Below are 13,824 nucleotides of genomic sequence, written 5' to 3'. Positions count from 1 at the left end.
GGGTGGTGCTGGCCATGCTGAAGGGATCTCCTGTCTCGCCCATCCAGACTAACCCGGCAAACCGGGTGTCTCAGCCGAGACTGTCAGAGAGGGGATCCGGACGGGAGTGCTGGCCGCAGTCGCGGCAGTGGTTGCGCCACTGGTCGCCGCGTCACCAGTGCAGGCAGAGGCGGAGGCGGACCAATTCAACATCGAGTTCCTCAACCTGAAGACGGGCAAGTGCGTGGACGTGCCCGGAGTTGATCCGCCCACGCAAGGCAGCACCCTTCAGCAGTGGGGCTGCCTTCCCGGTTGGGATGACAACCAGGGGTTCGACCTGATCCACGTCACCTCCGACTACTTCGTGATACGCAGCACCCGGAGCCCCGGCCTCTGCCTGGACCTCCCCGGCACGGGAGATCCGGGGAGGTCGGCCATCGGCTTCTACCCCTGCCGGTACAACACCAGCGACAACCAGCTCTGGGTCAAGCAGCCCTGGAACGGGGGAGGGTATGCACCGACGACCACCTGTGGGTAGCGTGGGCAGGGGCCTAGGTGTATTGATCACGAGCGTTGTCGACACTCGGCAGGTCTTGGACGCCGTCGCCCCAGGCCGCCACGAGGAGCGCACGGCCCCTAAACGAGCTGCTCACGACAGCCATTTCCGGATCGGGCACGTGCTGCCCTTGAAGGAGAGCCTGCACGCGACGCACACCTAGTGCCGGAGGCGCCGTTGGACGCGTGGTGGCACATGGTCCAAGAGCCTACGCGTGATCCGCGGGCGGGCCCAAACGGGTTCATGTGCCCAATCTTGCCGGTCAGCCGCTGTAGCGCACGAACGGTGTGGATGAGCGAATAGCGGGACAGCCCTTTAGGCCCGGTGCCCGGTACCCAGCGCGCTGGGAGCGCCATCGGCCGCCTACACCGGGCCGCAGGCAGTTGGCCCGCCGCCGCGCCATTCGAGGGCATGGCCGAGGATTTCGCCGTCGCGGCGCACCCCGGCGCCCGCCTGCGCGTCGGGCGCTCTCGAGCCCCCATTGGAGACCCGGTGAGCGCCCGCGGGCAGAGGGGCACACTCGTGCCGGTCCGGTCGGGTCCCGCGCAGCGGCAGGAGCCTTGGGGGGCCGGGCGGGTGGAGGGGGTCGTCGACTGCCGCGGCAGGGAACGCGTCGCGTCGCGTCGGTGCGGCGTTGCTCCGTTGGCTGTTGTGCGTGGCGCCTATGTCACACCAGTGCCGCGCCGCCGTCTATCGCGAGCGTGGTGCCGGTGACGTAGGCGTTGGCCAAGACGAAGAGATAGGCCGCCGCGGCTTCCTCGGCAGTGCCGACCCGCCGCGTGAGCAGCTCGGACCCGGCGCCCCGGAGGAAGGCCTCCGCGTCCGGGACACTGCCGTCCCACAGCTCGGTGCGGATCACACCGGGCTGGATCACGTTGACGCGCAGAGGGGCGAGTTCGACGGCGAGTGCCCGGGACAGGGCCTCGATGCCGCCGGTGATGCCTGCCGTGAGCGCGGTTCCGGCCAGGGGGCGGATCGCCAGGACGCCGGAGCTGAAAGTGATCGAGCCGCCGTCGCGCAGTCGCGGTGCGGCGTACTTGGCGGAGAGGAACGCGCCCCAGAACCGGCGCTCGAAGACGGCCCTGGCCTCCTGCGGGGTGGTGTCGACCACCGGCTTGATCAGCAGGGATTCGCCCGCGGTGTAGACGAGGTGGTCGAACTCCCCGACCTGCTCGAAGAACGCGGCGATGGCGTTGCCGTCGGCGACGTCCAGGCGGCGGCCTTCGGCCGGCGCGCCCAACCGCTTCGTCGCGGCGTCCACGCGGGCCTGATTGCTGGAGGCGACCACGACGTGCGCGCCAGCCGCCGCGGCCTGTCGGGCTACCGCGAAGCCGATGCCGGAGGTTCCACCGATGATCACGATCTTCTTGCCGGCCAGAGACATGGCATCCATTCCTTCGTTGAACTTCGTCGATGCAGCGCCGGGGTTCGGCCACCGCCATGGCAAGAACGTACGCCTCCACATCAAGACGATGAATGACTTGCAGTCTCGATTCACAGTCATATCGTCTCGCCATGCAGGTACTAGAGTGGTGCTATGGACATCCTGAGCGACACCCTCGAAGTCCTGCGCACGGGACGCCCGATGGTGACTCGGACCGAAGCGCACGCCCCGTGGGCCCTGAAGTTCCAACCCATCTCGGGGGCCGGATTCCACGTGGTCGTGGAAGGGCGCTGCCACCTGCTCCCACCGCACGGCCAACCGCTCGCGCTCGGGCCCGGCGACATCGTGTTCCTGCAGCGCGGCAGCGGACACACCCTGTGCGATGAGCCGGACCGCGATCCGGTGGACTTCGTACCGGACCGCGTGGACCGTTCCTCGCCGATCGGCCAGGTCACCGTGGATGGACCGGGGCCGCACGCGGTGCTGGTGTGCGGCGCGTACGCGATCGACGTTGATCGCCCGCATCCGCTGTTCAGTGATCTACCGGAGGTCATCCACCTCCCCGCGGTTCCCGGCCGCCACCCGGTGCTGCGCTCGGCGGTCGATCAGCTGTGCGCCGAGTTCCACGCGCCGCAGCCGGGCTCGGACGCGGTCGTCACGGCGCTCGTCGATCTGCTGCTGCTGTACATCCTGCGGTCGTGGTACGCCGAACTGCCGAAGGAGCGGACCCGGGGTTGGGCGGCCGCGCTGACCGATCCGGCAGTCGCCCCGGCCCTGAAGGCGATCCACGACGATCCCGGCCATCCCTGGACCGTGGAGTCTCTGGGCACCCGCGCCGGGCTGTCACGCGCGGCCTTCGCCCGCCGCTTCGCCTTGGTGGTCGGCGAGCCGCCGTTGACCTACCTGACCAACTGGCGGATGGCCACCGCGGCGCGGTTGCTGCACCGATCGCCGGCCCCGCTGAGCAAAATCGCGACCGACACGGGGTACACGTCGGAGTTCGCCTTCGCCAAAGCCTTCAAACGACACTTCGGGTCGCCGCCGGGGGCCTACCGCAAGCAGGTCAAGACGACAGGCGGCGAGCCAGGCGGATCCGACTGACGGTGAGGGCCAGGACTTCACCGCAGCGTATGAGGAAGCGGCGGTCACTGCCGATTTACGGTCTCGCGGTGGCCCCGATGTGGTGGAGCGCCGGGCGTGACATCCGACTGGCGGGAATCACTGTTCACTCACTCACTCACTCACTGGCTTGGGCCAGGTCGAGTTCGTCAATCTTTGTCGCCCGTTGACGTGAGCCTGGGATAGAGGAACTCCGAAACGGTCATCCCGCTCTCTGCGCAGTCGAGTCCGAGATAGGTCAGAGAAATCTTGTGCGCGGTGTAGATTTCCCGATGCCCGGGATCCGTCCAGTTCATCTTGTGGATCACTTCCACAAGGTTTCGTTCGGCTAGGTATTCCATCGCCTCCCGCAAGTCCTCGAATTCCAGTGGAATTCCTTCGAACGAGGAATCGCGAGATTCCATGAACGCATTACAGACTGGAATGCGCTCACCGTGGTGGTACTGTCGATGCACCCAGTGCAGGAGAGCGTTACGTGTGTAGACGGCACGAGCAGTCGGGTTCTGAGCAGCGCGGGCAACGCGCAGTGCCTCACGCTCTTCCGCTTCCTGCCGTCTCTCCGCGGCCCGCCTCGCCTGCTCGGCCCGAGACGGGGTGACAGCTGTGACCGCTGCCATCACCATACGGCCGATTCCGTTGAGCCCTCGGCGTAGCCCGGTCGGTTGCTCGTCGGAACTAGCGCGGTCCACCGGGGCCCTCCCTCTTCGGCAGCCATGCTGGCGAGGCTGAGGCGGCTGTCCATGGCGACGTTCACCTCACCGTAGCGCCGGACATGAGACCTGAACAGCGGGGTCAGGCCTCCCCGTTCGAAGAGGGTGAGCAGGTCGGCCCACTCCGGTTCACCGAGGACCAGGGCGGATTGCAGAATGCGCAGGCGCCGCGCTTGCCCGCCACGAGCGACTGCTCGTCTTTCAGTAGCGTCCAGTGCTCACCCAGCTCATCGAGGTCCATCGGCGCCCGTACCACGTTCGCCAATCGTCCCCGCCCGGCCTCAGCCGCCGCAGCAGTACGAAATCTGTTCACCCATACGAGGAACACCACAGTCCAACGGAGCGCCGTTTTGCGGCTGGTGACAGATTCAGGTCACCGTTGTATCTGAGCGAGCAACCGTGCCTGTTCGAGCTCTAGCGCCTCGAAAGAGCTCCGCAGGTAGGCGTCCAACTCCGCACGCGGAGGCCCACAACACGAGCCGCAAACGGGTTCGCGCCCGCGTCGAGCACGTCTTGGCCCGTATGAAGACCTGGAAGATCCTGCGCGACTGCCGCTTGAGAGGCGACGGTGTGCGCCACGCGATGCACGGCGTTGCCCGCCTCCACGACCTCGCTCTCACGGGATGACTCCCGCCGCATGCGGGACCTGAGAAGTCCACGGGAGACCGGCCTTGGGGAACATCGGCTGCCCCGATGTTCCCCAAGGCCGGAGACGGGTCCCCACCCCGCAGTCTCGGAGGAGAATCAGTCGAGGCAGAACTCGTTGCCCTCGATGTCCTGCATCGTGATGCACGACTCGTTGACGCCATCGGCGCGCTGCGTCAGCACGTGCTTCGCGCCGAGCGCCATCAGCCGTGCGCATTCGGCCTCGAGTGTGGCCAGGCGCTCCTCACCCACGAGCCCGACGCCGGCCCGCACATCGAGATGCACCCGGTTCTTGACGACCTTGCCTTCGGGAACTCGCTGGAAGAGCAAGCGCGGGCCCACACCCGAGGGATCAGTGCACGCGAAGTAGAGCTCATCCTCGGGCGGCAGCGAGCGGTGGTGCTCCTCCCACGTGGCAAAGCCCTCCGGGACCGTGGGTACGACGTACCCCAGCACCTCGCACCAGAAGGCGGCGAGGCGCGCAGGCTCTGCGCAGTCGAAGGTCACTTGGAACTGTTTGATCGTTGACATCGGCGCACGATAACAGGAGCCCTGCTCATCTCCCAGGTCGGGAGGTCCGCACTATGTCGGGAGGAGGCGCCTGCTACCCGCTGCTGTGTCGTGCGGTTGCAGGGGTGAACCGAGGTCAGTGCCTCCCCAAAGGGAACCCGGGATGCGATCCCGGTCAGCCACTCTCGTGCTGCCAAAGATCAGTTACGGGACGTCATTTCGGGGTGGTGGTGAACGGTCCGGGCTCGAGATCGTCCACGCAACTGGTGTCGGGCGCGGTCGGGCGCGGTCGGGCGAGCGAGGAACGAGGCCAGCACGCTTTGCGCGCAGGGCGACTGCGGGACCACCCAGTGGCCGATTCCTGGGACATGTACGGCGGTCGAGCCGGACAGGTCGCGGATCACGTCCTGCGCCCAACTCACACCGAGCCTGGATGTCCATGGCCGCCACGGAGAACCCCGAGCTCTGGGCATTCCTGAAAACGCTCCGCGCAGGCGAGATGCTGTCGGGCCAGATCTCGTCGGTCGAACGGTTCGGCGTTTTCGTGGCGCTGGACGATGGCCCAGAGCATCCGGTCTTCCCCGGCGTCGGGTTCATCACGATCCCGGAGCTTTCTTGGCGACACGTCGAGACAGCTTCGGACGTCGTTCAGGTGGGCCGGCGCGTTACGTGCGAGTTCCTTCAGTTCGACACGACGAACGGGGAGGCCAGGCTGTCCCTGCGCGCGACGCAGCCCGACCCGTTCCAGATGTTCGCCGACATCACCGCAGTGGGGCAGACGCTGCAGGGACGGGTCACCAAGCTGGTCCCGTTCGGAGTGTTCGTGCGGCTCACCGACGACATCGAAGGGCTCGTCCATCTGCAAGAACTCAGCTGGACGCCTGTCGAGGATCCAGAGACGGTCGTCCGAGTCGGCGACAAGCCTCGACAGCTGTGGATCGATCTCTGTAAGTCTCGCAACAACTGAACCACCGTCTTCGTTCCGGTGAACTGGCCTCACGTACGCAGGTACGAGGCCCCGTTGAGGTCCAGAACCGTCCCCGAGGCCCATTCCGCCGCCGGTGAGGTCAGCCACAGTACGGCCGCCGCGATCTCGGGCGCCGACGCCACCCGCCCGAAGGGGCTCTGGGCACGGATCGCCTCACCCTCCGCGCCGCTCAGTCGGTGCGCGACCCGCTCCGTCTCGAAGAATCCGGGTGCGACGGAGGCGACCGCGATTCCGTGCGGGGCGAGGTGCACGGCGAGGGACTGGCCCAGCGCGTGCACCGCGGCCTTCGTCGCCCCGTACGCCGGGTGGTCGGGCTCGCCGCGGAAGGCCCCGCGGGAGCCGACGTTGACGATCCGGCCACCGCTGCCCTGCTCGATCATCCGGCGAGCTGCGAGGTGGCTGAGGTTCGCGGTGGCGAGGAGGTTGACGGATACGTGACTCTGCCAGGCCGCCGCCCAGTCCTCGTACGAGGTGGTGGCGAGCGGGTGCGGGAGGTTCACGGCGGCGTTGTTGACGAGCACGTCCAGCCCGCCGAGCCCTCCGGCCGCCGCCTCGGCGACGGCCTGCGCACCGTGCGGGGTGGACAGGTCGCCGCCGGCGAGCACGTGCCCCGTACCGCGGAGCGAGCCGAGGGTCTCCTCGGCATCCTCACGGCGTGAGCCGAAGTGGACGGCCACCCGGTCGCCATTGGCCGCGAACGCCTGCGCGAGCGCACGGCCGAGCCCGCGCGAGGCACCGCTGACGAGCACGCGACGGCCGGTCGGCGGGAAGGTGTGCGCCGAAGGGGAGGCTTCGGTGGACGAGGAAGACGCTACGGAAGTCATGTGGATCATGATGCCCCTCAGCCCGCGCGACTGGGCCGGCGCTGCTACCGCGAAGGCCAGGCGCTGGTCGGCCAGGTGTCGCGGAGCTGTTGGCCGGTGTTGCGACGTTGCCGGGGCCCTGGTGCGCAGGGGACGGCCGGGCAGGCTAGTTTGTCTGGATGAGTCTCCTTGATGATGTGGCCGAGCGTGACGGCTGGCGGTGCTGGGTGTGTGACGAACCGGTCGACCCCGACGAGTCGGTGAACGACCCGCGGGGGCCCAGTGTCGACAGCCGTACCGCCGACCGGAAGGCCAAGGTCGCCGAGCGGCTGGCGCACCGCGGGTGCAATACCCGCAAGGGTGCGGTCAAGGTGGTCATCGCCTGGCCGGAGCGCCTGTACGTGGTCGAACCCGCGCCTCTGATCGCCGTTGCCGACAGGCTGGAGCGCAAGGGGGGCCGCGAGGTGGTGGGCCGTTGTCCGACCAGGAAGGACGCCCAAGAGGCAGCGGATTGGCTGGTGGACCGGTTCTCCCGACTGGTACCTGGGCTGCCGGTGACCGCCGGCATCGAAGCGGGCGGCGGCCAGTTCCTCGTCAGCCTGACCGCCGGCCGCCGCTGATCGGGGATCTCCAACCGTCAACGTCCCTGGTGAGTCCCAACGCTGGAAACGAACCGGGCCGGACCCAGGGGGCTGGTCGGGGCCGTACGGCCAGGCAGGGGCGCGCGAGCCCCTCAGCTCCGCCCGGCTCATTTCCAGCGGGCGGACTACCAATGGAAGGTCTCCCAGGGACCGACGTCCGCTGCGCTGGAGCGCAACTTGGCGTAGCCGTCGCCGGTGTAGCCGAGTTCGGCGGAGACGAAGCCCTCATTGGCGTAGGAGAGGAAGTACGTACTGTCGTAGCCGGGTGTGTTGGGAGTGAAGAACTGACGGCCCGTTCCCATTCGCGGGGGCGCGTTGTGGCGTACCCCCGGCGCACGACAAGCCGTCGCGCAACGGATAGTTCATCCCCTGCCATCCGCCGACTATCCGGCCCGTACTCCGGCTCCTAGGCTGGCCACCCACGCCCGCCCACCCGGATCCCCCCGGCGAGTTCAGGGCCCAGCTGTCGGCACCGTCCCTCCCCCCGGCCCGGCACGACTGCCCGGCCGCGGCCGGACAATCGGGGGTCCTGGGAGTCAAGGGCCATCCGTGTCTGCCCGGCGCCGGCCCGGCCCCCGGCGGAGTGGCCAAGCCCATCGTGGCGGCTCAGAGTCTCGCCGAGATGCGCCTGGACAGGGCGTTCAACGAGGCGGCCAACGGCCTCGGCGAACTCGGGAAGCTCGCGGACCTGTGGATCCGGCTCGACCTGACGGTGCGTTTCCACGCGGCGAACGGACGGCCGTCCACCACGCTCCGGCTGACCGGCCGTGCGGCGCCGCCTACGGGCCGTCCTGACGCTCTCCCTGCCGCCGATACCCCGCTGAGGAGGACCCCGCGTGGTGGTGACCCGTGACCTTCTGCTGTCCCTTCTCCTTGCCGGGCACGGCACTGTCCCGCCCGGCGGCGTCCCGCCGGTGGAACGCCCCCTGGCCGAGGCGGCAGCCGCGCTCGCCGCAGGTGAACCGAAGCGCGCGCTGAGGGCCCTGGGCTCCGGCGCGCGACCGGCCACCGGCACCGCGCGCACGGCCGTTCACGACGTGGCGAACGCCCTCCGCGTGGCCGCGCTCGCCCAGGACCTCAACTGGTTCCCCGGCGACGGCGGGGCGGTGATGTCCGAGGAAGACATCGCCCGCGTCGCCCGCCCGGCGCCCCGTCCGGTGGCCGACCCCGACGCCGTCCTCCTCGTCCTGGTCGCCGCCCGGCTGATACCCGACATCCTCAGCGCCCGGGCCGTGGCCGACCACTCCCGGGCCGCCCAGGACGTCCTCTCGGCCCGGAGGGCGCTGGACCAGCTCACGGCGCGGGAGTCCCAACTGGCCACGCTCGCACCGCCGTCGGTACGCGCCCATCTGTGGATCGCCGCGGCAGACGTGGCCCACCGTGCCGGTCTCGTGGACGAGACGACGGCAGCCCTGACGACCGCCCAGTCCCTCGCGGGAGCCGACCCGGCTGCCCTCGCTCAACTGGCCACCCTGCAAGGCGACATGGTGCTGGCGTCCGTGTCCCGGCCCGAACTGCTCGGCCTGCGCCTGGATATGGACCTCCCTGGCCCGGTGGTTCCGCCCGACGTCGAATCGGCGCGCGCACACTACGCCCGTGCGGACGCCCTGTTCACCCGGCTGGGCCATGGTGGCGGGCGGGCCGCCATAGCACTGCGGCGGGCCCATCTGGCCCGCCACGCCGACGACTTCACGACGTGCGCGGCGTTCCTGGATGCGGCCGGGCGTGCCGCGCGCGAGTCGGGTGCCGGAGCGCTCGCCCGGCTCGTGGAGGCGCACAGCGCCGTCGACCGGATCGGCAGCGGCGAGGACCTCCCGGCCGATGCGCTCGACGAGCTGTCCCGCTGGTCCCGGACCGACGGGAGCGGAAGCTTCGCCCGGGGCCTGATCCGGCTGCTCGTCGTGCGCTCCCGCACCTGGCGGGACCGGGGCGCGGCCCTGTCGGCGCTGCGCTGTCTGCGGCTGGCTCGCCGCCTGGCCGTAGCGTCGGACGCGCCGACGGAACGCGAACTCGTCGAGCGGGCCCACGTCGAGCTCGCGGACCGGCTCAACGTCCGCCGGGCATCGGCCGTTTTGCTGCCGCCGATACCGCGGAGGCGATCGCCGGGCTCGGCGACGGGCCCGTCGCCGAACTCGCCTTCGTGCGCACCGCGAGCCTGGCGCTCTCCTTCGACAACACCGTCCAGGCCCTGGGTGAGCCGGACTTGGCCGTCGTTGACGCGGCGCGCCTGGAGGAGCTGTGCCGGCTGTCGGCGCGGGTCACCGACGTCTCGCCGATGGGCACGCAGATCAACGTCATGGTGCGGGCCGCCGCCCGCGAAGCGGCCCTGATGCTCCCGTACCACGAGGGGCAGCGGGCGCTGGCCGCCGGTTACCGCGACGAGGCCCGCCGACACTTCGCCCTGGCGCTCGCGGCGGCGGAGCGGGAGGGGAACGACTTGCTGCGATGCCTTCTGCGGTACCTGCTCGACTGCCGGAAGGAGGCCCACGAGATCGCACTCGGCCTGTTCCGCCGTGGTGATCTGCACCCCGACCACGCGGTGTCCCTGTTCCTCCGGCTGGCCGACCCGGCCACCGCGGACCAGGCGCTGGCAAAGCTCGCCCGGGTCGCCCGGGTCGCCCGGGTCGCCCGGGCCGGCCCGCCGGACCGGCCGTGGGCGGACCCGGCCCGCCGGGCGGAACTCGCGATGGCCCTGGGCCGGCACCGCGTAGCGGCCCGGCTCTCCGACACGGCCCTCGGCCTGTTCGAGCGGCACGCCGCCCAGCTGGTCCGGGAACCGCTGCGCAGTGCGGCCACCGACCACGTCGATGTGGCCGGGATGTTCCACACGGCCGTCCGTGCCCGGCTCGCCCTGGCGTCGGAGTGCTCGGACGGGTGCCGCGCTCGCCGCCTCCTTCGAACTGTCCGACCGCTGCCGCGGTTTCGCGGTCGATACCCTGCGCTCCCTGATCGGGCTGGCTCCCGGGCCCGCTCGAGAGGCCGCGCGCGGCTGGCTGCGGGCCGGCTCCCGATGGGCGGCGGCGTACGAGGAGCTGACGGGCGCGGCGCTCGCCACGGAGCCCGTGGCCGGCCGTACCGGTTCCGCCTTGCGCCCGCGGGTACTCGGCGCGGAGGACGCTCTGGACGCGGCGGAAACCGAGGTGGCCCGTCGGGCGCCCGCGCTGCTCATGCGGCACGAGGGGCGGCGGGGCACGCTGCTGGAGGAGGTGCAGGCGGCTCTGCCCACCGACGCGGCCCTGCTCATGTACGAGTCGTTCGACCAGGAACTGCTCGTCTGGTCCGTCGAGCGGGACCGCGTCCGCCACCGGGAACTCCCCGTCCGCGCACGGGATCTCGCCTGCGACGTACGTGCGTTCCACACCGCGTGCGCCACCGGTGGCGTGGACCGGGCGGGAGCCTCGGCCCTCGCGGAGCGACTTCTCGGGCCCGTGGCCGCTGCGGTCGACTCCGGCCAGAGGCTGTACGTCGTCCCCCACGGAGCCCTGTCCCTGCTGCCGTTCCACGTACTGCCCCACCGGGGCCGGCCACTCGGTGAGTCCCGGACGGTCTCCTACCTGCCGTCGGCCGCGCTGCTGACCCTGCCCGAGGCCGGCCAGCGGCCCCGGCCCGGCGCCGCGGCGCTGCTCGTCGGCGACCCCGCGTACGCCCCGGAGCGGGGGCTGGCCCGGCTGCCGGGCACGGCGACGGAGGTGGCCGCCGTCGCGCGCGTGCTCGGAACGGCTCCTCCGCTGACGGGGGAGGGGGCGACGGCCCGGAACGTGGCGGCCGCGGCGGCGGAGGGCGCCTCCGTGCTCCACTTCGCGACGCACGGTCTGGTGGACGAGCACGGCCCCAACCTCGGCCGTGTCGTCCTGGCCGGCCACGACCAGCTGACCGTAGGCGACCTGATGGGACTCGACCTGACCGAGGCCCTGGTGGTGCTGTCGGCGTGCCACACAGGGCGCGGTACCGCCACCATCGGCGGTGACGTCGTGGGCCTGACCCGGGCCGCGGTGACGGCGGGCGCCCGGCACGTCGTCGTCTCGCTGTGGCCGGTGGACGACGAAGCGGGCTGCCTGACCATGGTCGCGCTGTACGAGCGACTGGCCGAGGGCCGGGGGGTGGCCGAGGCCCTGGCCGCCGCCCAGCGCTGGGTGCGCGGCCTCGGCGAGGCGGGCCGGCACGCCGCGTACGAGGCCCTGCGGGCGCGGGAGGGCACTGCGGCGGCAGCACCCGGGGCGAGGGACGGCCAGGTGCCGCCCTTCGCACGGGAGGAGGACCGGGACAACCTGCCCTACCACTGGGCACCGTTCGTCCACATCGGCGGCTGACGGGCGGACCGGACCACCCGTCCCGGAGAGGACAGACATGCACAAGAGGGCATTGCTGATCGGCTGCCAGACCGGGGGCCTCACAGGTGTGCACGCCGACGTGGACCTCATGGCCGACGTGCTCACCCCCCTCGGGTTCGAGGCCATCCCGCTCACTGGCGAACGGGCGACGCTCCACGGCATCGAGGACGCGTACCGGAAGCTGATCGCCGACAGCCGGCCCGGGGACGCCGCTCTCGTCTACTACTCCGGGCACGGCGGCCGCGCCCGCAACCCGGCGCCGTCCGACGACCCTTCCTTACCGCCCTGGCTCCCCTACCTGTGCCCCCACGACCTCGGCGGCACAGGGTTCCAAGGCCTGCTCGCCGCCTCGCTGAGCCGGAACCAGGAGCAACTCACCCTGCAGACTGCGAACGTCACGACCGTCCTCGACTGCTGCTTCTCGGGGCGCATGGCCCGCGGGCGGTCCCTGCCCAAGGCATACCCACGGTCGGGGGAACCGCCCTGGGAGCAGGTGCGCGGCGCCTGGGAGGCGGAACGCGCCGCATCAGGCGGGAACGGCGTCCCCGCCGTGGACGCAAACCCCCTGGCCGTCCGGCTCGTGGCCTGCGCCCCGGACCAGAGCGCGTACGAGACCCACGTGCCCGGCCTCGGACGCCATGGGGTGCTCACGGCCTCGCTGGCCCGGCTGCTCCGTCGTCCGGACAGCTCACGCCTGACCTGGCGTCAGCTGATCGAGCAACTGCGACCCGCCGTCACCCTTCTCGAGCCGTTGCAGCGCCCGGACGTGGAGGGTCCGGCGGACCGCTTCCTGTTCGACCTGCGCGAAGCGTCGGGCAGCGGCGTCCTGCCCGTACTGGTCACGGAGGACGGGGTGTTCATCGACGCGGCCGAGCTCTTCACGGTCGAGGAGGGCGACGTCTACGCCCTGGTCGGCCCCGCCGGAGAGGGCCTCCCACCGCTCGGGACGGCGGCGGTGGACCGCGTCACCGGCGGCCAGGCCCGGCTGCGACCGGCGGCAGGCTCCCCGAGGTTTCCCCCGCTGCCCGAGGGGACCGAGGCCCATCCCCTGCGGGTGTCCCTCGGGCGCAGGGCGGTCGCCGTCGTACCGGCGGGCCATCCGGACCGCGACCGCACGGCCCGGGCCCTCATGGACTCGGCACGCGTGCGGGTCGTGGCAGCGGGGGAGCCCGTGATGGCCACCGTCGTCCTGTCCGGCGACGGCGTCGGGCTGCTGGACGGGCGAGCCCTTGGTGGACCGGCCCCGGGCCCGTACCTCGGAAGCACTCGCACAGACCGGCGCCGACCTACAGCGTCTCGCGAGGGCCGCGCAGGTGCGGGAGCTGGCCTCCGGCACCGGGCCGGCAACGCTCGGCGGCGGGCTCGACTTCAGCTACGCACGACTCCTGCCCGACGGCTCGGAAGGGGCGCTGGAGCGCTGCGGCGAGCATCTCTTCTGCGGCGACCAGGTGGTCGTCCGGATCCGCAACCGGGGAACGGCCCGTAGGTTCGTCTCGGTCTTCGACGTCGGTCTGCGCGGCGCCATCTCCTTGCTGACCACCAGCGAACGGTCCGGGGTCGGCATCGGTCCCGGCGAGTGCTACGAGCTCTACCGTCACCCGCAGACCCACGAACTGGCGGGCGTCACCCTCTTCTGGCCGGACGGCCTGCCCAAGGGGTCCCCACGACCGGGCAGTTTCCTGGCCGTTGTCACCGAACGCCCCCAGGACCTCTCGCGTCTGGCGCAGGAAGGCGTCAAGCACACGTCCGAGGCGCGGGGCTCGTCCTTGCAGCGGCTCCTGGACGATCTGCTGAACGGTATGCGCGACGGTCGCGGCCCCGCATGGGCCGACGGACGGGAGCAGGCGGTCCGCTACCAAGTGGAGCGGTTCGAGGCGTACCTCCACCCGCAGCGGCGCTGAAGGAGCCGCGAATCCGGTGTCACCTACGGCTCGTCGCGTACCACGTTGGATCTGTGGGCCGAGGGCTGACAGGTTGGTGGAGACGATCAACAGCTGGACAAGGGTGGTTGCACACGCACCAAGCCGGAGGCGGCATCCCTGCTGAGCACCACCGTCTTGCACGGCCAGGCGACAAAAGGGGTCATGGCGGCAGCACTTGTCATCCAAGGGTCTGAACCGCCGGACGCGTACGCCGCGTTGTCAGGTACGTAGCCGCA

General features: G+C 70.8%; 15 protein-coding genes and 1 pseudogene. 10 read left to right on the top strand and 6 right to left on the bottom strand.

Going from position 1 to position 13,824, the window contains the following annotated elements:
- Positions 1-106 precede the first annotated feature (106 nt).
- Positions 107-517 (top strand): RICIN domain-containing protein, encoded by a 411-nt coding sequence (locus AB0M99_RS34575; RefSeq protein ID WP_365927639.1) that lies wholly within the window; start codon positions 107-109, stop codon positions 515-517.
- A gap of 685 nt (positions 518-1,202) precedes the next feature.
- Here the strand turns inward: AB0M99_RS34575 and AB0M99_RS34570 are convergent.
- Positions 1,203-1,919: an SDR family oxidoreductase gene (locus AB0M99_RS34570; RefSeq protein ID WP_365927637.1), complete on the bottom strand. Its 717-nt coding sequence runs from the start codon at positions 1,917-1,919 to the stop codon at positions 1,203-1,205.
- Between the two features lie 153 nt (positions 1,920-2,072).
- Between AB0M99_RS34570 and AB0M99_RS34565 the strand changes: the two genes are divergently transcribed.
- Complete coding sequence (locus AB0M99_RS34565) at positions 2,073-3,020, top strand: AraC family transcriptional regulator (RefSeq protein WP_365927635.1); 948 nt, start codon at positions 2,073-2,075, stop codon at positions 3,018-3,020.
- A gap of 167 nt (positions 3,021-3,187) precedes the next feature.
- Here the strand turns inward: AB0M99_RS34565 and AB0M99_RS34560 are convergent, their stop codons facing one another.
- Positions 3,188-3,661 (bottom strand): hypothetical protein, encoded by a 474-nt coding sequence (locus AB0M99_RS34560; protein WP_365927634.1) that lies wholly within the window; start codon positions 3,659-3,661, stop codon positions 3,188-3,190.
- Between the two features lie 549 nt (positions 3,662-4,210).
- Between AB0M99_RS34560 and AB0M99_RS34555 the strand changes: the two are divergent.
- Positions 4,211-4,375: pseudogene (locus tag AB0M99_RS34555) on the top strand (IS5/IS1182 family transposase); the annotation flags it as partial.
- Between the two features lie 117 nt (positions 4,376-4,492).
- Here AB0M99_RS34555 and AB0M99_RS34550 read toward each other — a convergent pair.
- The gene (locus AB0M99_RS34550; RefSeq protein WP_365927633.1) at positions 4,493-4,924 is read right to left on the bottom strand and encodes a VOC family protein; all 432 of its coding nucleotides are present in this window, start codon (positions 4,922-4,924) and stop codon (positions 4,493-4,495) included.
- Between the two features lie 179 nt (positions 4,925-5,103).
- On the bottom strand, positions 5,104-5,376 hold the full coding sequence (locus AB0M99_RS34545; protein ID WP_365927632.1) for an alpha/beta hydrolase: 273 nt from the start codon (positions 5,374-5,376) through the stop codon (positions 5,104-5,106).
- Between AB0M99_RS34545 and AB0M99_RS34540 the strand changes: the two genes are divergently transcribed.
- Positions 5,337-5,870, top strand: coding sequence for a S1 RNA-binding domain-containing protein (locus AB0M99_RS34540; protein WP_365927630.1), 534 nt, complete (start codon positions 5,337-5,339; stop codon positions 5,868-5,870). The genes AB0M99_RS34545 and AB0M99_RS34540 overlap by 40 nt on opposite strands.
- A 29-nt stretch (positions 5,871-5,899) precedes the next feature.
- Here AB0M99_RS34540 and AB0M99_RS34535 read toward each other — a convergent pair whose 3' ends face one another.
- Positions 5,900-6,715, bottom strand: coding sequence for an SDR family oxidoreductase (locus tag AB0M99_RS34535; RefSeq protein ID WP_365927628.1), 816 nt, complete (start codon positions 6,713-6,715; stop codon positions 5,900-5,902).
- Positions 6,716-6,873: 158 nt separating this feature from the next.
- On the opposite strand from AB0M99_RS34535, the gene AB0M99_RS34530 reads away from it, so the two are divergent.
- Positions 6,874-7,314, top strand: a complete 441-nt coding sequence (locus tag AB0M99_RS34530; protein ID WP_365927626.1) for a hypothetical protein — start codon at positions 6,874-6,876, stop codon at positions 7,312-7,314.
- 146 nt (positions 7,315-7,460) lie between these two features.
- Here the strand turns inward: AB0M99_RS34530 and AB0M99_RS34525 are convergent, their stop codons facing one another.
- The gene (locus tag AB0M99_RS34525; RefSeq protein WP_365927624.1) at positions 7,461-7,637 is read right to left on the bottom strand and encodes a hypothetical protein; all 177 of its coding nucleotides are present in this window, start codon (positions 7,635-7,637) and stop codon (positions 7,461-7,463) included.
- 296 nt (positions 7,638-7,933) lie between these two features.
- Between AB0M99_RS34525 and AB0M99_RS34520 the strand changes: the two genes are divergently transcribed.
- From AB0M99_RS34520 to AB0M99_RS34500, 5 genes are all read left to right on the top strand, one after another.
- Positions 7,934-8,188, top strand: a complete 255-nt coding sequence (locus AB0M99_RS34520) for a hypothetical protein (protein WP_365927621.1) — start codon at positions 7,934-7,936, stop codon at positions 8,186-8,188.
- On the top strand, positions 8,178-9,665 hold the full coding sequence (locus AB0M99_RS34515; RefSeq protein WP_365927619.1) for a hypothetical protein: 1,488 nt from the start codon (positions 8,178-8,180) through the stop codon (positions 9,663-9,665). Before AB0M99_RS34520 ends, AB0M99_RS34515 begins: the two co-directional genes overlap by 11 nt.
- A 507-nt stretch (positions 9,666-10,172) precedes the next feature.
- Positions 10,173-11,645, top strand: coding sequence for a CHAT domain-containing protein (locus AB0M99_RS34510; protein ID WP_365927617.1), 1,473 nt, complete (start codon positions 10,173-10,175; stop codon positions 11,643-11,645).
- Between the two features lie 37 nt (positions 11,646-11,682).
- Positions 11,683-13,152 carry a caspase family protein gene (locus AB0M99_RS34505; RefSeq protein WP_365927615.1) on the top strand — a complete coding sequence of 490 codons (1,470 nt, stop codon included), beginning with the start codon at positions 11,683-11,685 and terminating at the stop codon, positions 13,150-13,152.
- Positions 13,115-13,567, top strand: a complete 453-nt coding sequence (locus AB0M99_RS34500; protein WP_365927613.1) for a hypothetical protein — start codon at positions 13,115-13,117, stop codon at positions 13,565-13,567. Before AB0M99_RS34505 ends, AB0M99_RS34500 begins: the two co-directional genes overlap by 38 nt.
- The last annotated feature ends 257 nt before the right edge of the window (positions 13,568-13,824 follow it).

This window comes from Streptomyces sp. NPDC051183 (assembly GCF_040682455.1).
Lineage (GTDB): Bacteria > Actinomycetota > Actinomycetes > Streptomycetales > Streptomycetaceae > Streptomyces.
This window is presented reverse-complemented; position numbering and strand designations above follow the sequence as displayed.

Bases quoted from the DNA above. Each gene is read 5' to 3' on its own strand.
- AB0M99_RS34545 (WP_365927632.1), bottom strand. From the start codon at position 5,376: ATGCCCAGAGCTCGGGGTTCTCCGTGGCGGCCATGGACATCCAGGCTC.
- AB0M99_RS34550 (WP_365927633.1), bottom strand. From the start codon at position 4,924: ATGTCAACGATCAAACAGTTCCAAGTGACCTTCGACTGCGCAGAGCCT.
- AB0M99_RS34525 (WP_365927624.1), bottom strand. From the start codon at position 7,637: ATGGGAACGGGCCGTCAGTTCTTCACTCCCAACACACCCGGCTACGAC.
- AB0M99_RS34565 (WP_365927635.1), top strand. From the start codon at position 2,073: ATGGACATCCTGAGCGACACCCTCGAAGTCCTGCGCACGGGACGCCCG.
- AB0M99_RS34560 (WP_365927634.1), bottom strand. From the start codon at position 3,661: ATGGTGATGGCAGCGGTCACAGCTGTCACCCCGTCTCGGGCCGAGCAG.
- AB0M99_RS34535 (WP_365927628.1), bottom strand. From the start codon at position 6,715: ATGACTTCCGTAGCGTCTTCCTCGTCCACCGAAGCCTCCCCTTCGGCG.
- AB0M99_RS34505 (WP_365927615.1), top strand. From the start codon at position 11,683: ATGCACAAGAGGGCATTGCTGATCGGCTGCCAGACCGGGGGCCTCACA.
- AB0M99_RS34530 (WP_365927626.1), top strand. From the start codon at position 6,874: ATGAGTCTCCTTGATGATGTGGCCGAGCGTGACGGCTGGCGGTGCTGG.
- AB0M99_RS34570 (WP_365927637.1), bottom strand. From the start codon at position 1,919: ATGTCTCTGGCCGGCAAGAAGATCGTGATCATCGGTGGAACCTCCGGC.
- AB0M99_RS34540 (WP_365927630.1), top strand. From the start codon at position 5,337: ATGTCCATGGCCGCCACGGAGAACCCCGAGCTCTGGGCATTCCTGAAA.